A 13,457-nucleotide genomic window follows, 5' to 3' on the forward strand; every position below is an offset into this window, starting at 1 on the left:
CGATCGCGGGCCCACTCCCGGGGTGGCCCGGGTGCCGCGTCCGACGTACGTTCGATAGTGGCCGGTCCGTCCGCGGTGCACCGGTGCGTGCGCGCCCGCGGGCCCGGTCCAGTGCGGTCCCGGGCGCTCCGCCCGGCGGCCCCGGGCAGAGCGAAGGAGGCCCCCGGATGACCGGCAACGGCTACGCGCACCCCGAGACGCTGGTCCGCACCGAGTGGCTGGCCGACCACCTGGACGACGGGACGGTCCGGGTCGTCGAGGTGGACGAGGACAGCACCGCCTACGACCGGGACCACATCCCCGGCGCCGTCGGCTGGAACTGGACCACCGACCTGCACAGCCGGATCGGACGCGACTACGTCGACCGGGAGGGCGTCCAGCACCTGCTGCGGGCGGCCGGGGTGGAGGACGACACCGGCGTGGTGCTCTACGGCGGCAACAACAACTGGTTCGCCGCCTACGCCTACTGGCTGCTGCGGCTGCGCGGCTTCGGCCCGGTGCGGCTGCTGGACGGCGGGCGCAAGAAGTGGGAGCTGGAGGGGCGGGCGCTCACCCAGGAGGTGATGGACTACCAGCACACCTCCTACCGACTGGCCGGGCCGGAGCGGCCTGAGCTGCGCGCGCTGCGCGACGAGGTGCTCGGCAAGGCCGAGGTGTTCGCCAAGCCCGGCTCGGACGCGGTGCTGGTCGACGTCCGCTCACCGGCCGAGTTCCGGGGCGAGCTGATCGCCCCGCCGCACCTGCCGCAGGAACAGGCGCAGGTGCCCGGGCACATCCCGGGCGCGGTCAACGTCCCCTGGTCGCAGACGGCCAACGACGACGGGTCGTTCCGCTCGGCGGAGGAGCTGCGGGCGCTGTACGCGGCCAACGGGGTGGAGCCGGAGCGCGAGGTGATCGCCTACTGCCGGATCGGGGAGCGCTCCGCGCACACCTGGTTCGCGCTGACCGAGCTGCTCGGGTACGAGCACGTGAAGAACTACGACGGCTCGTGGACGGAGTACGGCTCGCTGGTGCGGGCGCCGGTGGCGCTCGGGGGGTGAGGGCCCTGCGGGGAGCGGCGCGTGGGGCCGGTGCGGCCCCCGGGAGTGTTGAGGCGGGTGTCCGGGGCGCGGCGGCGTGATTTCGGCCTGTTTCTTATCATGAACATCTCACAATCCGGGAGTGGAGCGGGGCGCACCGGGACAAGGATCGATCCGACCCTTCGTCCCAATGATCCTGGAGGACCACGTGCGCAAGAGGCTGATCGTCTCCGCCGCCGCCGGCGCCCTGAGCCTGCTCCTGACCGTCCCCGCCGCGGCCGCCGACTTCAAACCCGGCGCGGCCGGGGCCGGCGACGCCTACTACCCGACCTACGGCAACGGCGGCTACCGCATCTCGCACTACGACATCCGGCTGAAGTACCAGCCCGCCACCGACGAGCTGGAGGGCACCACCACCATCCTCGCCACGGCCACCGACAACCTCTCCCGCTTCAACCTGGACTTCGCGCTGGACGTCCAGGAGGTCCGCGTCAACGGGCGGCCCGCCGCCTTCGCCGCCAGCGGGGAGCAGGAGCTGGAGGTCACGCCCGCCCGGCCGCTCGCCAAGGGCGCCCAGGCCACCGTGGTCGTCCGCTACAAGGGCGTCCCGTCCACCGTGAAGAAGTACGGCTTCACCGCCTGGCAGCGCACGCCCGACGGTGCCGTCGCGGCCGGGGAGCCCGAATCGGCCTGGTGGTGGTTCCCCAGCAACGACCACCCGAGCGACAAGGCCACCTTCGACGTCTCCGTGCTGGTGCCGGACGGCAACGAGGTGATCAGCAACGGCGTCCTCGCCGGGAAGAGCTCGCAGGCCGGGTGGACCCGCTTCAGCTGGCGCGAGAACAAGCCCCAGGCGACGTACCTGGCCACCCTCGCGGTCGGGAAGTTCGACGTCACCACCGACACGACCCCGGGCGGGCTGCCCGTCTACAACGCCTACAGCAAGGACCTCGGCGACAACGCGGACGCCGCCCGCGCCAGCGTCGAGCGCACCGGGGAACTCGTCGACTGGCTGAGCGGCTACTTCGGCGAGTACCCGTTCAGCTCCGTCGGCGGGTACGTGCCCAACACCAGGACCGGCTTCGCCCTGGAGACCCAGACCCGCGTCTACTACAGCCCCCGGCAGTTCGCGAAGGGCTCCAACACCTCGGTGGTCGTCCACGAGCTGGCCCACCAGTGGTACGGCGACAGCGTCTCGCTCTCGGGCTGGAGCGACATCTGGCTGAACGAGGGCTTCGCCCGGTACGCGCAGTTCCTCTGGTCCGAGCACGAGAACGAGGGCACCGCGCAGGAGCTCGCCGACTACGTCTACGCCTCGCACCCGGCCGACGACAGGTTCTGGACCGTCAAGCCGGGTGACCCGGGCCCGGACAACCAGTTCGACGGCGCCGTCTACGACCGCGGTGCGGTGGCCGTCCAGGCGCTGCGCAACACCGTCGGGGACGACGCGTTCTTCCGGATCCTCAAGGGCTGGCCCACCGAGCGGCGCTACGGCAACGCCACCATCGCGGACTTCCGGGCGTACGCGGAGAAGGTCTCCGGGAAGAAGCTCGGCGACCTCCTGAACACCTGGCTGTTCACCGCCTCCAAGCCGGCCCTCGGCCCGGTGCCCGCGGGGGCGCCGGCGAAGGCCTCGCTCGCACCGGGCGCGGACGCGGGGCGGGCCGACGGGCAGTCCGGCGGCGGGGTGCCGGTGGAGCCCAAGTCCTGGAAGAAGATCCAGGAGACCAACTCGGTGCACGACGAAGGGCACTGACGGGGGCCCGGGCCCGAGGCGCCCGGTCACCCGGCGCGAGGCCCCCGCGCCGGGTGACCCGTCCGCACCGCTCCGTCGGGCGGCCCGTCGGGCCCGGCCCTAGCATGAGATCCGCCGAACCAACGGCAGCAGCCGGGCTCGCCCCGCCGGGGTACGGGCCCGTCCCACAGGTGATCCGCCGGCAGTCGACGCGCGGACGCACCCCGGAGGGAAGAGCGAACCGTGAGCACTGCTCCCGCCGGCGGATCCCCGCGCTACCTGGTGCTGGCGGCGATGATCTTCGCCGTCTCGATGACCTTCATCGACCAGACCATCGTGTCGATCGCCGTACCGAACATCCAGCACGAGCTGGACCTCACCAGCACGGGCGTGCAGTGGGTGGTCAACGCCTACCTGCTCACCCTGGCGGCGTTCTTCGCCTTCGGCGGGCGGCTCGCCGACACCGTCGGGCACCGCAAGATGGTGGTGCTCGGCGTGCTGGTCTTCGCCGGCGCCTCGGCCTGCTGCGGCTTCACCCCCACCGGGAGCCTGGCCGAGGCCTGGCTGATCGCCTTCCGCGCCGTCCAGGGCGTCGGCGGCGCCATCATGTTCCCGGCGGCGCTGGCGATCGTCGTGCAGAACTTCGCCCTGCGCGAGCGGGGGCGGGCCCTGGCCCTGTTCTTCGGCATCGCGGGCGGTCTGACCGCGATCGGCCCGGTCCTCGGCGGCTACCTGACCGAATGGACCTGGCGGGCCATCTTCTGGGTGAACCTGCCGGTGGCCGCGATCGCGCTGGTGCTGATCGCGATCTCCAAGCCGGTGACGCAGAGCCGGCCCGCGCCCATGGACTACCGGGGCCTGGTCCTGATCGCCGGCGGCGTCGGGCTGAGCGTCTTCGGGTTCCAGCAGTCGCAGGTCTGGGGCTGGTCCAACCCGGCGATCGGGCTCTGCATCGCGGCGGGGGTGCTGCTGCTGGTCGTCTTCGCGGTCGTCGAGAAGCGCACGGCCTCGCCGCTGATCCAGGTGGACATCTTCCGCATCCGCGCGTTCTCCGTGCAGAACGTGGTGCTCGGCATCTCGATGCTGGCGTTCGTCCCGGTGTTCTTCTTCTCCAGCGAGTACGCGCAGATCGCGCTCGGCGACTCCTCCTCCGAGGCCGGCATCTTCCTGCTCTACTTCTTCATCGGGTTCGTGATCGCCTCGCAGCTCGGCGGCCGGATGCTCGACCGGGGCGGCGCGAAGCGGCCGGTGGTGCTCGGGTGCGTGCTGGCCGCCGTCGGGTTCTACCTGTGGGCGGGCGATGCCACCACGCTGAGCTTCAGCGAGCAGCAGTGGGACATCGTGCTGGCCGGCGCCGGTATGGGCTTCATGCTCAGCCCGGCCAGCACGGACGCCGTCAACCGCGCCTCCCGGCTGTCCTACGGCGAGGCGACCGGCATCACCCAGACCGTCCGCAACTACGCCGCGAGCCTGGGACTGGCCGTGCTCGGCACCGTCCTGGTCACCGACCTGCGGTCCGGGCTGACCGACTCCCTGGTCGCCCAGGGCCTGCCGCAGGACCAGGCGGAGTCCACGGCCGCGCACCTCTCCCAGGTCCAGGCCCAGAGCGGTGGCGGGAGCACCTCGGCGATCCCGGACTTCTTCCGGGTCGACTTCGCCCACGCCACCCAGACGGTCCTCTACTGGATGGCGGCCTTCATGGCCGCCGCCGCGGTGGTGGCGATGGTCGGTCTGCGTCCGGGCGTGCAGGCCGAGGCCCCGGCCGAGGAGGAGGAGGAGTCCCTGTCGGCCGGCGGCGGACCGGGCCAGGTCTGAGGCACGCCCGGCGCGGATCCGGCCGGGTGAGCGCCCCTTCAGCGGGACCGCGGCACCGGGACCGGTCAGCGCGACCGCGCGACGCTCGCCAGGGCGAGGGCCTCCTGCTCGGGGGTGAAGCCGTGGCCGAGCGGCGGCTCGCCGCGCTCCCGGTCCCAGGCGAGGACGTCGGCGGCCGTCACCGCGAGCGGGGTCGCCGGCAGGCCGGCCGCGCGCGCCCGGGCCGCGCTGCGCTGCTGGCCGGACCAGGTCGGCTCCGGCCGCACCAGCGGGAAGAACATCTGCGGTGAGCTCTCCGGCGGCACCGGGACGACCTCCGCCTCGGTGCCCGCCGCCTCGGCACAGGTGGCGATCAGGGCGCCCAGGGTGGTCGGCTCGGCCGGACCGACGGCGTGGAAGGCGCCCGCCCGGTCGTCCCGGACCAGCCGGACCACCAGCCGGGCCAGATCGCGCACGTCGACCAGCTGGACGGGCTGCTCCGGGCGCCCCGGCAGTGCGATCCGCCCGCCCTGGGCGGCCCGGCGGGCCCAGTAGGTGAGCCCGCGCTGGTCGTCGTGCGGGCCCGCCACCTTTCCGGGCCGCACGATCGTCGCCCGATCGCCGTAGCGGGCCCTCACGTCGTCCTCGCAGGCCACCTTGAGCCGGCCGTACGTCGCGTCGGTCAGCTGCGCCGCCTCGCGCAGCGGCGCCCGGAGCGGGGCGGACTCGTCCGAGCCGGGCGCGAGGCCCTCCTGCTCGTAGACCGAGTGGCTGGAGACGAAGAGGTAGCGGCCGACCCGGTCGCCGAGTGCGTCCATCGCCTGGTCGACCTGGTGCGGGCGGTAGCCGGTGACGTCCACGACGGCGTCCCAGGAACCGCCGCGCAGGGCGTCGTAGTCGCCGGTGTCGCGGTCGCCGATCAGGTGGACGGCGTCCGGGAAGAGGCCGGGGTTGGTCCGGCCCCGGGTGAACAGGGTGACCTCGGCACCGCTGCGCAGGGCGTCGTCCGCGATCGCGCGGCCGACGAAGGAGGTGCCGCCGAGAATGAGGATCCGCATGGGCTCAGCCTACGGTCGGGACGGGCGGCGCTGCCGTGATTCGACTGCGGGGTGCGGTGGTTGAACACGAGGGATGGTCAACCACCGCGCCCGCGGCCGCACTTGCCGGGCCGGACGGTCAGGCCCGCGGGTCCGACCCGGAGTGGTCGGCCCCGACGGTGTGGGCCTCGGTGAGGATCAACTCCTCGATCCCGTAGAGGAAGCGCTCCATCGCCGGGCGCGGGAGCACCGCCGGGTCGGCGGTCATGGCCAGGCTCAGGGCCTCGGGGGACTGCAGCGCGTCCAGGGCGTAGGTCAGGCCGGGGCGCGGCTCGAACTCCACCGGCCAGCTGAGGGTGGTCTCCTGCCGAGGGCCCCCGTCGGGCTCCGGTGCCGCCGGGACCAGCTCGCGCGTGTCGTTGAAGACGCACGACCGGTCGGCCAGCGGAACGCCCTCGGCGGCGAGCCGCTCGATCTCGGTGCTCAACCGGAGCTTGTCGTAGTAGGCGTGCCGGTAGGAACCGATCGCGGCGGCGTGGGTGCGCCGGACGACGTCGCCGAACTCGGCCGTGGCGTCCGGGAGGTGGAACAGGCCGTCGCCCGCGACGACGCTCACCGCGTTGGTCAGCTCGGGCAGGAAGCGGTTGTTCACCACGACGTTGAGTACCGCCTCCGGAGTGCCGGACAGCCGGGCCGTCATCGCGGCCGTCGCCGCCAGCAGCACCGAGGAGGAGCTCACCCGGTGCGCGGCGGCCACCCGCTCCACCGCCGCGGGCAGGGCGGGGGAGCGCAGGACGGCGTTCGGGAACGGCGCGGCGGGGGCGTCCGGTGCCGGCGGGGCGGGCGGCGGGAACAGCCGGGCCGGGCCCAGGCGCAGCTTGCGCAGGAACTGCTTGCGGGCTCCCGCGTCGCGCTTCCGGCCGCGTTCGGAGTCCTGGAACGCCGCCTCCTCCAGCGGCTGCCGGGCGGGCTCGCGCAGCTCGGCCAGGTCCGCCGGTGAGCTGCCGAGGCAGAGCGCGGTGAGGTCCGCCACCAGGCGGTTCATCCCGGAGCCGTCGACCGCCGTGTGCGAGAGCACCAGGCTGACGTAGCGGGCCAGCCCGTCGGCCTCCACCACGCCGACCCGGAGCGGCCACTGCTCGGCGGTGTCGAACGGCCGGGCGGACAGCTCCTCGTGCAGCCGCGCGCCGGCCTCCGCCACGCCGGTGCTGCCCGGGCCGGCGCTGCCCGGGCAGGTGCGGACCTCCACCGCCAGCCGTCCGTCCGGGTCGACGACCTGGCGCAGACCGCCGTCGCCGTCCGGCAGCAGCCTGGTGTGCAGGGAGTCGTGCAGGTGCAGCAGCTGCTCCAGGCCGCCCAGCACGACGGGGAGAGGCAGCCCCGGGTCGATCGGCGCCGCCGTGCCGATGTTGTACCGCGGTGCGTCGGCCGCGGGCAGCCGGCTCACGGCGTCCCAGATGGCGCGTTGCCCCCAGGTGGCCGGGCCGGCCCCGGACCGGCCGGACGAGAAGGGGATCTCCAGCAGTTGACGAGTGGTCACCGTGTGGCTCTCCGTTGTGGCGGTGGGTCGCGACGTCGTACCGGTGCGTTGGGAGCGCGGGTGCTGCTGGGGAGAGTGTGGCGCACCGCCCGCCCGCCGTCGAGGGTGGGCCCGTCGGGGCGGTCCGGGGCGTCCGGGGAACGACGAAGCCCCCACCGGAGCACGGCAGTACCGTGCTCCGGTGGGGGCTTCCTCGTCGGCGGCCTGGCCCGTGGCCCGGGCCGCCGTCCTGCCGCGCGGCGTTCTCGTGGTGTGCGGCGTCGGTGCGGTGCGCAGAGTGCTCGTGGTGTGCGGCGGCGTGCCCCACAACACGCCGACCGCCCACCACTGACTCCAACGGCGCTGCCCCGCGCTTCGGTTCACCGGCTCCCGGGGAGGGGCCGGTGCCGTCGTCGGAGCGCCGGTCAGAGGACGAACATCGCCGCGTACGGCGGCGTTATCCGCTCCTGTCGCGAGCCGAAGTCGACCAGCACCGCGGCGCTGGCTCCGTCCTCCACCTCGATGACGCGGCCGAGACCGTACCTGTCGTGGGTGACGCGGTCACCCACCGCGAAGTGCTTGGGCGGTTTGTCGGGCTTGGCTTTGAAAGGGCTGGTGGGAAGGGGGCGTCGGACTGCCGGTGTTTTACTCATCGTGGCCAGTATGCTCCGAAAACCCGCCCGCCGGGCCGGTGGGGAGCAGCGGATTTCCCGTCGCCGGGAATCCTCCGGTCGGGGGGCGGGGTGGCAGCCCGGAGAAAGATTCCGGACCGGGCGGCGTGGCGGGGCGTGGCGGCAAGTTCCTCCCGGACCAAGGGCGTTCCGGGTGCGGCGGGGCCGGAGGTACCGCCATCCGGTGGCCGGGCCGGAAAATTCCCCCGGATTTTCCGCCGGTCGGGACCGGATCCTGCTACAGTCGAGGTAGTTGCAGTTGTGGTTCCCATGGACTTTGTGTGCGCCTGCTGATCGCTGCGGGCGCATTTTCTGTTTTTCCGGATCTTTCCCGGTGGGTTCTCATCGCGGCGACGCGAAAGTCTGCACCGTGCAGGCTTCGAAAAGTCTCTCGAAGGAGATCTCCCATGGCCACCGGTACCGTGAAGTGGTTCAACGCGGAAAAGGGCTTCGGCTTCATCGAGCAGGAGGGTGGCGGCCCCGACGTCTTCGCCCACTACTCGAACATCAACGCCAGCGGCTTCCGCGAGCTGCTCGAGGGCCAGAAGGTCGAGTTCGACGTCACGCAGGGCCAGAAGGGCCCGCAGGCCGAGAACATCCGCCCGCTGTAGGACCACCGCCCCCGGCCGGGGGCGGGGCGCGGGCCCGGGCCCGCGTCGTCCGAACCGGCGTTCTTGAAGGTCACAGGCCGTTCCCACCGTGAGGTGGGGACGGCCTGTGACGTTCCGGGGCCCGCGCGGGTCCCGGGGCGTGCTCAGATCGGGAGCCGTGTCGGGGGTCCGTCCGGTGCGTCCGGGCCCGGGCCGCTCCGCATTGCGCGGGCGAGCAGCAGTTCGGCCGCCGGCGTGTGGTTCCCGGTCGCCGAGGCGCCGGCCATCGCGGAGGCGGCCGTCAGCGCGTCGGTGCCGGGTGGCACCACCAGCAGGAGGATGTGGTCCTGGAAGCCCCGGGTGACGCTGATCGTCGCGTCGCTCCCGGCGAACCAGTTGATCTTGATCATCAGGCCGTTGACCACGACGGACCTCGGCACCCCCGCCCAGGTCGCCGTGTCGAGACCGACCCGGACGATGCGCCCGAAGTGGGCACCGAGCGCGGTGATCAGGTCGGGCAGCTCGGCGGCGACGCGGTTGGAGCGGGGCCACCAGGCCCCGTCGAAGACGCCGCCCCGCGTCATCGTGGGCTCCAGCAGCAGGCGCGGCAGCAGCGGGGAGCCCTGCGGCGGCCACGGTCCGGAGGGTGAGGGATAGGGGAGAGGAACCGGCATCATGCGAAGCCGCCCGTCCGGTCCGCGAGGGACCCGTCAGACCCAGGGCGACGCCGACGCTGATGCCGGTGTGCGGAATGTCCTCGGTTGCCTCCCACGCTACTCCGTCGCGGTCGCCGCCGGGCCGCCGCCACGGAACCGTCCGTGAGGCCGTCCGGGGCGGGCACCGGTGGGTGGTGGTGGGCAGCGGCGGACGGGCTCAGGCGAGATCGGCGGTGACGACGTGGTAGTCGAGCAGGCCGGTGCGCCAGGCGTGGTGGAAGTTGCGGCTCCAGTGGCCGGGCGGGACGGTGTCGGCGAGGTAGCGGTCGAGGCCGGGCCAGACGTCGGCGCCGATGGACGTGGCGGTCACGTCGCCGAAGCCGGCCTTGCCGAGGTCGGCGGTGAAGGCCGAGAGCGGGTGGGGGACGTCGAGGCCGTCGGCGAAGCTGCCGAGCAGGATGCTGAGGCGTTCCGCGACGTCGGGCCCGTCGGCGGTGAAGAAGGTGGTGACGACCAGGCGGCCGCCGGGGCGCAGCACCCGGACGGCCTCGTGGGCGAAGCCGGTGAGCTCGCGGAAGTGCTGGGCGGCCTCGACGGAGTAGACGCCGTCCAGGGAGCCGTCGGCGAAGGGGAGGTCGTCGGCCGGGCCGAGGGTGTAGGCGAGGCGGTCGGGGTAGGTGGCGAGGGCCTTGGCGTTGACCGCGCGGGCGCGTTCGACCTGGTCGGGGTGGATGTCGACCCCGGTGACGGTGGCGAAGCGGAACTCGCGCAGCGCGAGGGCGGCGCCGAGGCCGCGGCCGCAGCCGACCTCGGCCAGCCGCCGGTGCTCGCGCGGTTCGGGGAACTCCCACAGCACCCGGCGGTACAGCTGCTCCTGGCTGTGCACCCGGTCCTCGGGGGTCGGGGCGGTGAGGTCCATGCCCTGCCAGTAGCCGAAGTTGATGAAGCCGCCGCCGAATGACGGGGCGGTGCTGAGGTCGTCCGCGCCGTACGTCCGGCGGACGGTCGGGGGGATGCGGTTCTGGTCCATGGGTCGTCCGGTCTCCTGCTGCTCGCCTGGTCGCCGCGCCCGGCCCTCGGGCGCGCCGAGGTACGTACCCAAACCGGTGAGATCGTGAACACGGTGAGTGAGCGGAGTGGAGTTCCGGGGCGGGGTGCTGCCGGAGGGAAAACCGGTGGGGGTGCGGTGGCCGTTTCGCTACAGTCCGCTGGGGCCCGTCCTCGAACCCGCGTCTGCGGGGCGGCGACAGGCCCGAGGGTCCGGCGGTCGTCCGGGCCGGGGAGCCCGGCCCGCGGGGGCCGGGCGCGGAGCAGGGAGAGCCGACACCGTGAACACCGACGAACGCCCCGCCCCGCCGCTGACCGGCGGCGAGCGCGAGATGCTGCGGGCCTTCCTGGACTTCCACCGGGCGACGCTCGCGATGAAGTGCGAGGGGCTGACGGACGAGCAGCTGCGCCGGCGCTCCAGCCCGCCGTCCACGCTGACCCTGCTCGGGCTGGTGCGGCACATGGCGGAGGTGGAGCGCACCTGGTTCCGTCGGGTCATCGACGCCGAGGACGTCCCGCTGGTCTGGTCCCCGGACGGTGACTACCAGGTGGCCTACGACGCCTCCGGCGCCACCCGGGCCGAGGCCTTCGCCGCCTGGCAGGACGAGGTCGAGCACTCCCGCCGGATCGAGCTCGCCGCCGCCTCGCTGGACGTCACCGGCTACCAGCCGCGCTGGCAGGCGGAGGTCTCGCTGCGCCTGGTGATGCTGCACCTGATCCACGAGTACGCCCGGCACAACGGCCACGCCGACTTCCTGCGCGAGGCCATCGACGGCACGGTCGGCGCGTAGCGCCCGGGGCGGCGGGGCGGGCTACCAGCCGAGCAGGTGGGTGCGGTGGGTCAGCGCGTCCAGCACGGACTTGGCGGTGGTCTCGGGGGTGAGCCCGGCGGTGTCCAGCACGTGGGCGTCCCGGGCCTCCCCTGCGTCCGGGGCCTGCGGATCGTCGGCGGCGGCACCGGAGCGCAGGACGACGTAGTGGAGGGCGGCGCCGGTGGTGCGGCTCTCGCGGCGGAAGGTGTCGAGGGCGGGCGGGACGGCCGGGCACTCGACGACGACCTGGTACCCGCCGGTGGCGTACGCGAAGGCGGCCTGGGCGGCCGCGGCGAGGGCGGTGGCGTTCTGCCGCCCGGCCTCCGGCAGGTGGGGCGGCAGCTGACCGTTGCGGATGACCCGCACGAAGTCGTGCGCGCGCAGGTGGACGCTCGGTCGCAGCTCGGCAGCGAGCAGCCCCGCGACCGCGCTCCTCCCGGCCCCGGACGGGTCGACGAGGACGAGGACGCCCCCGGCACCCCGGCCGCCCCCGAGCTCCGGCCCACCTACGGTCGTACGGTTCACAGCTGCTGATCCCTTCGCGGGCCGGGGACGGACGGGTAGCCGGGGCGAGGCGGTCGGAGTGCGAAAGGGCCGGTCGGACCCGGATGCGGACAGCCGACCGCCTCGTCCCTACGACTGATGCTTTCGGGGATCAACCTAGTCCACGCCGGTGCCCCGAGTCGTCCCCCCTCATGGCCGGACCGGTTCCCCGGGGCGGCCGGGCCCGCCGCACGGCCCGGCCCGGAGCCGTCCGGGCCGTTCCGGCTCACTCCTCGGCGCGCAGCACGACCGGGTTGGTGAGGGCGGCCATCGGGCCCCAGGGGAGGTCCGGTCCCATCGCGTTTCCCCGGCCGGGCGTCCCGTCGGGCCGGGGGTGGCGCACCTCGGCGCGGACGTAGGCGGCGAGCGAGGCGGTGGTGCGCCAGACCACCGTGCCGGCGCCGTCGGCGGGCAGCGACTCCTGGTGCAGCTGGCCCTCGTCGGTGAGCAGCCGGACCGTCCCGCCCGGGACGCCGGAGACGGTGAGCCGAACGTCCAGCGGGGCGTCCGCCGGGACGGTCAGCTCCTCGCCGATGCCGGCCCGGCGGCCGTGCCCGGTGACGGTGAACTCCAGCCGCACCGCGGAGGACTCGGCCAGCCAGCTGCGCCCGGCGCGGATCCCGTCGAGGACGGCGTCGCGGGTGAGGTCCTCGGCCAGCACCACGGTGTGCGGGGAGCCGATCACCTGCGGGGCGCTGTGCGCGTCGCTGTTGCCCATCGCGGGCAGCCAGGAGCGGCCCTCGCGCAGGGCGACGGCGAGCCCGGCGTCCCAGGTGTCGACCGCGGACTCGTCGTCGTAGGTCCACGGTCCGTTCCAGACCTCGACGGCGTCGGCCTGCTCGTAGCCGAACTTCCACTGGCAGGCGACGTACGGGCAGTACGGGTGCGCGGGGACGACCAGGCCGCCGGAGCGGTGCACCTGGCGGACGAAGCGCGGGTACTCCTCGTCGCGGGAGCGGTAGCGCCAGTCGACGAACTGGCCGGCCTCCAGTCCGAGGGCCAGCCAGTGGCCGTTGCGGGTGGTGACCTCCTCGCCCGGCAGGATCAGCAGGTCCGGCCCGGCCAGCGGGCCCCAGACGGCGTGCGAGGAACTGGTGTTGTGGTCGGTGGAGACGATGAAGTCGAGGCCGGCGGCGCGGGCGCCGGCCGCGACCTCCTCCGGCAGGCGTCGCCCGTCGGAGTGCACGGTGTGCAGGTGGCAGTCCCCCCGGTACCAGGCCCGGCCGCGGCCTCGGGCCCGCTCGGGCGGGTAGTGCGGGGTGAACTCCGGCCCGGGGGCGCCGAACCGGAGGGTGACCTGGACGCGGTAGTCGAGCCCCTGCGGGGCGATCTGGTAGGGGCCGAGGACGATGTGCCAGGTGCCCGGGTTGATCGGGCCGGGGAGGTAGCCGGGGGTGGCGGAGTCGCGGGCGATGCTGAACTCGGTGCGGAAGCCGCCCGACCAGCCGCGGAAGCCGGGGCCGCCGAGGTCGGTGCCGCGCTCGTCGAAGACGCCGATGTCGCAGGAGTTCCCGGGGGTGCCGGCCGGGACGGTCGGCTTGTCGTAGCCGTAGGAGACGGCCAGCTCGCGCACGCCGTCCGGGACTTCGACCGGGAGGTGGACGAAGTCGGGCGCGCCGGTGGGGAGATGGCCGGTGAGCACGAGGGTGCGGTCGGCGGGGGTTGCGGCGCCCGGTGCGGCGGCGGCCCGGCCGCCGCCCGCGGCGAGGCCGAGGGCGGTGGTGGCACCGGTGGCGAGGCCGGTGCGCAGCAGGTCGCGGCGGGCGGGGCGGGGGGAGCCTGGGTCGGTGGGCATGGGTGGCCTCCGGGCTGGGGATCGGGTCCGCCGGCGTTCCTACCCGGGGCGGTGAACCGGGGGTGAGCCGGGGCCCACGGGGGTGGGGCGGGTCGGTGAAGGAGGGGCCGGGGGCGGGGCAGCGAGTTGCGGGGCGTGATGAATCGTCGGTTCATATTCATGGGTGAAGGCGGTGACGGCCTCGCGGTGAGGGCTGCGTCCTGCCGCACGGCCCTGCACCGTGCGGTGCCGCGTCGCGT

Annotated in this window: 13 protein-coding genes; 6 read left to right on the forward strand and 7 right to left on the reverse strand. The window is 73.9% G+C overall.

What is annotated here, in order from left to right; genetic code table 11:
• The first annotated feature begins 167 nt into the window (after window positions 1–167).
• The 3 genes from AB0N04_RS03145 to AB0N04_RS03155 all read left to right on the forward strand — a co-directional run bounded on the left by AB0N04_RS03145 (window position 168) and on the right by AB0N04_RS03155 (window position 4,569).
• Complete coding sequence (locus tag AB0N04_RS03145) at window positions 168–1,040, forward strand: sulfurtransferase (RefSeq protein WP_360208362.1); 873 nt, start codon at window positions 168–170, stop codon at window positions 1,038–1,040.
• Window positions 1,041–1,209: 169 nt separating this feature from the next.
• Window positions 1,210–2,775 carry a M1 family metallopeptidase gene (locus AB0N04_RS03150; protein WP_360208364.1) on the forward strand — a complete coding sequence of 522 codons (1,566 nt, stop codon included), beginning with the start codon at window positions 1,210–1,212 and terminating at the stop codon, window positions 2,773–2,775.
• Window positions 2,776–2,997: 222 nt separating this feature from the next.
• Window positions 2,998–4,569 (forward strand): MFS transporter, encoded by a 1,572-nt coding sequence (locus tag AB0N04_RS03155; protein WP_360208367.1) that lies wholly within the window; start codon window positions 2,998–3,000, stop codon window positions 4,567–4,569.
• A gap of 65 nt (window positions 4,570–4,634) precedes the next feature.
• Here the strand turns inward: AB0N04_RS03155 and AB0N04_RS03160 are convergent, their stop codons facing one another.
• On the reverse strand, window positions 4,635–5,606 hold the full coding sequence (locus AB0N04_RS03160) for an NAD-dependent epimerase/dehydratase family protein (RefSeq protein ID WP_360208370.1): 972 nt from the start codon (window positions 5,604–5,606) through the stop codon (window positions 4,635–4,637).
• 118 nt (window positions 5,607–5,724) lie between these two features.
• Complete coding sequence (locus AB0N04_RS03165; protein WP_360208373.1) at window positions 5,725–7,125, reverse strand: condensation domain-containing protein; 1,401 nt, start codon at window positions 7,123–7,125, stop codon at window positions 5,725–5,727.
• 181 nt (window positions 7,126–7,306) lie between these two features.
• Between AB0N04_RS03165 and AB0N04_RS03170 the strand changes: the two genes are divergently transcribed.
• Window positions 7,307–7,456 (forward strand): hypothetical protein, encoded by a 150-nt coding sequence (locus tag AB0N04_RS03170; protein ID WP_360208376.1) that lies wholly within the window; start codon window positions 7,307–7,309, stop codon window positions 7,454–7,456.
• Window positions 7,457–7,529: 73 nt separating this feature from the next.
• Here AB0N04_RS03170 and AB0N04_RS03175 read toward each other — a convergent pair whose 3' ends face one another.
• Complete coding sequence (locus AB0N04_RS03175; RefSeq protein WP_360208379.1) at window positions 7,530–7,757, reverse strand: hypothetical protein; 228 nt, start codon at window positions 7,755–7,757, stop codon at window positions 7,530–7,532.
• Between the two features lie 425 nt (window positions 7,758–8,182).
• Here AB0N04_RS03175 and AB0N04_RS03180 point away from each other — a divergent pair, with 425 nt between their 5' ends.
• On the forward strand, window positions 8,183–8,386 hold the full coding sequence (locus AB0N04_RS03180; RefSeq protein ID WP_360208382.1) for a cold-shock protein: 204 nt from the start codon (window positions 8,183–8,185) through the stop codon (window positions 8,384–8,386).
• Between the two features lie 143 nt (window positions 8,387–8,529).
• On the opposite strand, the gene AB0N04_RS03185 is transcribed toward AB0N04_RS03180, so the two are convergent.
• Both AB0N04_RS03185 and AB0N04_RS03190 read right to left on the reverse strand, forming a co-directional pair.
• Window positions 8,530–9,042 (reverse strand): DUF5994 family protein, encoded by a 513-nt coding sequence (locus AB0N04_RS03185; protein WP_360208385.1) that lies wholly within the window; start codon window positions 9,040–9,042, stop codon window positions 8,530–8,532.
• Window positions 9,043–9,238: 196 nt separating this feature from the next.
• Window positions 9,239–10,051, reverse strand: coding sequence for a class I SAM-dependent methyltransferase (locus AB0N04_RS03190; RefSeq protein ID WP_360208388.1), 813 nt, complete (start codon window positions 10,049–10,051; stop codon window positions 9,239–9,241).
• A 349-nt stretch (window positions 10,052–10,400) separates the two neighbouring features.
• On the opposite strand from AB0N04_RS03190, the gene AB0N04_RS03195 reads away from it, so the two are divergent.
• Window positions 10,401–10,859, forward strand: coding sequence for a DinB family protein (locus AB0N04_RS03195; RefSeq protein WP_360208550.1), 459 nt, complete (start codon window positions 10,401–10,403; stop codon window positions 10,857–10,859).
• 21 nt (window positions 10,860–10,880) lie between these two features.
• Here AB0N04_RS03195 and AB0N04_RS03200 read toward each other — a convergent pair whose 3' ends face one another.
• Both AB0N04_RS03200 and AB0N04_RS03205 read right to left on the reverse strand, forming a co-directional pair.
• On the reverse strand, window positions 10,881–11,405 hold the full coding sequence (locus AB0N04_RS03200) for an ATP-binding protein (protein ID WP_360208390.1): 525 nt from the start codon (window positions 11,403–11,405) through the stop codon (window positions 10,881–10,883).
• 244 nt (window positions 11,406–11,649) lie between these two features.
• The gene (locus AB0N04_RS03205; protein WP_360208393.1) at window positions 11,650–13,218 is read right to left on the reverse strand and encodes a CehA/McbA family metallohydrolase; all 1,569 of its coding nucleotides are present in this window, start codon (window positions 13,216–13,218) and stop codon (window positions 11,650–11,652) included.
• Window positions 13,219–13,457: the final 239 nt, after the last annotated feature.

This window comes from Kitasatospora sp. NPDC051702 (genome assembly GCF_040681575.1).
Classification (GTDB): domain Bacteria; phylum Actinomycetota; class Actinomycetes; order Streptomycetales; family Streptomycetaceae; genus Kitasatospora.